The sequence below is a fragment of the Mesotoga sp. UBA5847 genome, assembly GCF_002432735.1.
Lineage (GTDB): Bacteria > Thermotogota > Thermotogae > Petrotogales > Kosmotogaceae > Mesotoga.
Genome location: NZ_DJGL01000037.1, coordinates 1 through 252, shown reverse-complemented (window position 1 = coordinate 252; position 252 = coordinate 1).

Sequence of the window (252 nt, the reverse complement as noted above, 5' to 3'; positions counted from 1 at the left end):
GTGAATAATAGATTCCGATCGACAAAACCAAAGGGATTGCAGATTCCCGGGTGAGATTCCTTAACCTGCCGTCAACAGCAAGACCGGTTGACTTTAACAATTTCTCGTGGTAGAATTGTTATTGAAGACGCTTTCAGAGCGTCTTTTTTCTTTTGTAATTGCAATTGAACCTTTGATCTCCGAACCGAGAGGAGAGTCACGAAGTGGCGGAGGGTGTCTGTTTCAGAGAAGAGCATCGAGAGCACGAGATGA